At 60.6% G+C, this 3,549-nt stretch carries 5 protein-coding genes; all 5 read left to right on the forward strand.

Annotated elements, in window-relative coordinates; all coding sequences use genetic code 11:
- Nucleotides 1-1,065: GspE/PulE family protein (locus WA354_RS06260; protein WP_472812148.1), on the forward strand; the 1,065-nt coding region annotated here is incomplete at its 5' end.
- Nucleotides 1,065-1,982 (forward strand): hypothetical protein, encoded by a 918-nt coding sequence (locus tag WA354_RS06265; protein WP_472812149.1) that lies wholly within the window; start codon nt 1,065-1,067, stop codon nt 1,980-1,982. The genes WA354_RS06260 and WA354_RS06265, both read left to right, overlap by 1 nt.
- 1 nt (nt 1,983) lies before the next feature.
- Nucleotides 1,984-2,736 (forward strand): PilN domain-containing protein, encoded by a 753-nt coding sequence (locus WA354_RS06270; RefSeq protein WP_472812150.1) that lies wholly within the window; start codon nt 1,984-1,986, stop codon nt 2,734-2,736.
- The gene (locus WA354_RS06275; protein WP_472812151.1) at nt 2,733-3,365 is read left to right on the forward strand and encodes a hypothetical protein; all 633 of its coding nucleotides are present in this window, start codon (nt 2,733-2,735) and stop codon (nt 3,363-3,365) included. The genes WA354_RS06270 and WA354_RS06275 overlap by 4 nt, the downstream gene beginning before the upstream one ends.
- Nucleotide 3,366: 1 nt before the next feature.
- Nucleotides 3,367-3,549, forward strand: a 183-nt coding sequence (locus WA354_RS06280; RefSeq protein WP_472812152.1) for a hypothetical protein, incomplete at its 3' end; no start/stop codon positions are given.

Below are 3,549 nucleotides of genomic sequence, written 5' to 3' on the forward strand. Positions count from 1 at the left end.
CAGGAAGCTATGGCGCCCATCGCGCGCGAGCATCACACCACGATTCTGAGCCGCATCAAGATCATGAGCGAGCTCGACATCGCCGAGCGCCGCGTGCCGCAGGACGGTCGCTTCCGCGTCCGCTACAAGGGCCGTCTCATCGATTTCCGCGTCTCCATCATGCCCACCGTGCATGGTGAAAATGCCGTCCTCCGCGTTCTCGACAAGGAGTCGATGAGCGAGAAGTTCCGCCATCTCACGCTCGACGTGGTGGGCTTCGCCGAAGAAGATCTGCGCCGCTTTCGCCGCTACATCCGCGAGCCCTATGGCATGGTGCTCGTCACCGGCCCAACAGGCTCAGGCAAAACCACCACGCTTTACGCCGCGCTCAACGAAATCAAGAGCGACGAAGACAAGATCATTACCATCGAGGATCCGGTCGAGTACCAGATCCGCGGCATCACTCAGATTCCCGTGAATGAAAAAAAGGGCCTCACCTTCGCGCGCGGCCTGCGCTCCATCCTCCGCCACGACCCCGACAAGATTCTTGTCGGCGAAATCCGCGACCAGGAGACGGCGCAGATCGCCATCAATTCCGCCCTCACCGGACACCTTGTCTTCACCACCGTTCACGCCAACAACGTCGTCGACGTCCTCGGCCGTTTCCTCAACATGGGCGTCGAAGCCTACAACTTCGTCTCCGCGCTCAACTGCATCCTCGCCCAGCGTCTGGTCCGCACCGTCTGCGAACACTGTGTACGCAACGTTTCTTACCCCGACGAAGTCCTGATCGCCAGCGGCATGAATCCCGCCGAATGGCGAGGTTTTGCCTTCCGCGAGGGCACCGGCTGCATCGAATGCGGCGGTACCGGGTATCGCGGACGTACTGCGATCCATGAGCTTTTAGACTTGACCGACCCCATCCGTGAGCTGATCCTTGAGAAGAAGCCGACTTCAGAGATCCGCAAGCTGGCTCAGCGCGAAGGCATGAGCTTCCTGCGTGAATCTGCCCTCGACCGAGTGCGTCGCGGGTTGACCACGCTCAAGGAGATCAATAAAGTCACCTTCATTGAGGCATCGCGATAGTGAGTCCTATCCTCGGCAGTTCAAATTCGGCAGCGCATCACAGCGGTCGCCCGCCCGCAGCCATCGAGCTCACCCCGGAAGGCGTACTGGCCGCGTCACTTCCTGGCAAAAATGAATTGCCGGTCTACGCCTTCGAGCATCTCCGTCCCGGCGTGCTCGTGCCCGGCATCAGCGAACTCAACATGAGTTCGCCCGAGGCTGTTTCTCTCGCCATCCGCAACGCGCTCGCCAGTGTCTCGCCGCGTAGCCGCTTCGTCACCGTCATCATCCCTGATACCGCGGTGCGCGTCTTCGTTCTCGACTTCGATTCCCTGCCCGCGCGGGCCAGCGAGGCAATCCCAGTTCTGCGATTCCGCCTCCGCAAAATGGTTCCCTTCGAAGTGGAGCATGCCGGCCTCAGCTATCAGATCCTCTCGCAGAGCAAAACCGAGGCTCGCGTGCTGGTCGCCGTGCTTCCCAGCAATATCCTTGAGGAGTACGAAACCGTGGTCCGCGCCGCAGGATACGAACCCGGCTCCGTCATGCCTTCCGCACTCGCCGCCCTTGCTACCCTTGAATCTTCTGATCCGCTGCTCGCCGCCTGTCTCAGCAGGGTGGCGATCACCACCTCGATCACCCGCGGTGATGATCTACTCCTTTACCGCACGCTCGACCTGCCTGACGATCCCGAGCAGCGTCTTCTTGAAGTTCAGCGCAGCGTTGCCGTCGCGGCAGCATACTATGAGGACAAGGTTTCAGTTTTGCCCAAGGAACTGTACTTTGCTGGCAACGGAACAGCCTCTGAATTCGAACACTGGTTTGGCCCTTCGGAGTTGAGGATCATTGATCTCGCACCTCGGCCCTCAACCGGCGTCGCAACGAGTCTGTCGAACATGGGCACCGCCGCCCTTACCGGAGCATTGGCAGGAGCCATATAGCGTGCGCGTAGCCATCAATCTCGCCTCGCGGCCATTCGCCGATCTCGCACCGGCGCTTAAGAACCTGCGCATTGCCATGGGGGTGCTGGCGGTTGCCGCGGTTGCCCTTGGGTTCGGCCTTCATGCTCTGTCTGACAAGGCCGAGGCTGCACGCGCCCGTGCGCATTCCCTCGACGGAAAAATTGCTCAGATCACGCAGGAGCGTCAGCTGTATCAGGCCATGATGCAGCAGCCTGACAACGCTCGCACCCTTCGGCAGGCAGAAAGCCTCAATCAACTCTTCGACGAAAAGTCCTTCTCCTGGACGCTGGCCATGGAGGATCTTGAGACTGTTCTCCCCGCAGGTGTGCAGGTCACGACGCTCGAGCCCACCATAAAGAATGGACAGATCTCTGTGCGCCTTCGCGTCGTGGGCCCGCGCAATCGCGATGTCGAACTGGTGCAGAATCTCGAGCACTCCCGCCACTTCCTGCTGCCACGCATCGTCGGCGAAACTGCCGAGGCCGAAGGCGGCCCGAACCAGCGCGCCGAACCTGTGAGTGCCTCGAATCGCGTCAACTTCGATATGCTGGCTGACTACACGGCGGGCAACCCTGAAGAACGCAAACAGGCCAAAGAAATAGCGGCCACTGCGGCAAAAACACACGGCAAAAGCAATCCAGATGACACGTCGCCGCAAACGGGCCGCGCGCCCTACACCGGCATGCCTCGGCCGCACGCACCCGTCCAGCCTTATCGAGGAGTGCCGCGATGAGCCCGAATCCAGTTACTACGCGCGAGCGGCTGTCCTCCCCGTTGACCTGGCACTATGTCGGCCTGGCCGTCATGATCCTGATTGTTGCCATTCTCGCAGTCCGTCTCGGCCTGGATTGGTCCGCAACAGATTCAAGTTCGAATGATGCCCTGGTCAACAAGCAGATCGAACTCAAAACCCTCGAAGTGCAGACCGCTCCCCTGCGCGGGCTCGAGGGACGCGTGAAAGATTCGCGTGTGCAGATCCAGGACTTTTACGCCAAGCGCATCCCAGCCAACTACTCATCGATCCTTACTCGCATAGGCGAGTTGGAAGTGAAGTCGGGCGTCCACCTCTCACGCGTGGGATATTCGCAGGGCGCAAGCGCGGGCGATCTGACCGAGATTTCGATGGACGCGGGCATCAGCGGCGAATACCAGCAGATCATGCACTTTGTGAATGACCTCGAACGCGACAAAACGTTCTTCGTCATTCGCGCCATGGCCTTCACCGGGCAGCAGGGTGGACTCGTAAACCTGCGCCTGCGTGTATCCACCTGGCTCCGTCCCTCCGACGTTCCCAACGGCCTGCCGCCCACGTCGTCTGAAACACCTGCAACCGCAGTACCTCAGGCACAGGAGGGCGAGTAGCATGGCCATCCCTCTTGGTATCGAAAACAAACGCCAGGTTTACATTGTGATTGCTCTCGCAGCCATCATCGTCTGCGCCGGCGGATACGAACTCTACAACTCCTTCGGTACCCCGTCTACACCCACCGTGGCCACGTCCGCACGACCCACGACAGGAGCCCGCACCGGCACTGCGAGCCAGCGG

Origin of the sequence: Occallatibacter sp. (assembly GCF_049802275.1) — a bacterium.
In the GTDB taxonomy this organism is placed as follows: domain Bacteria; phylum Acidobacteriota; class Terriglobia; order Terriglobales; family Acidobacteriaceae; genus Telmatobacter.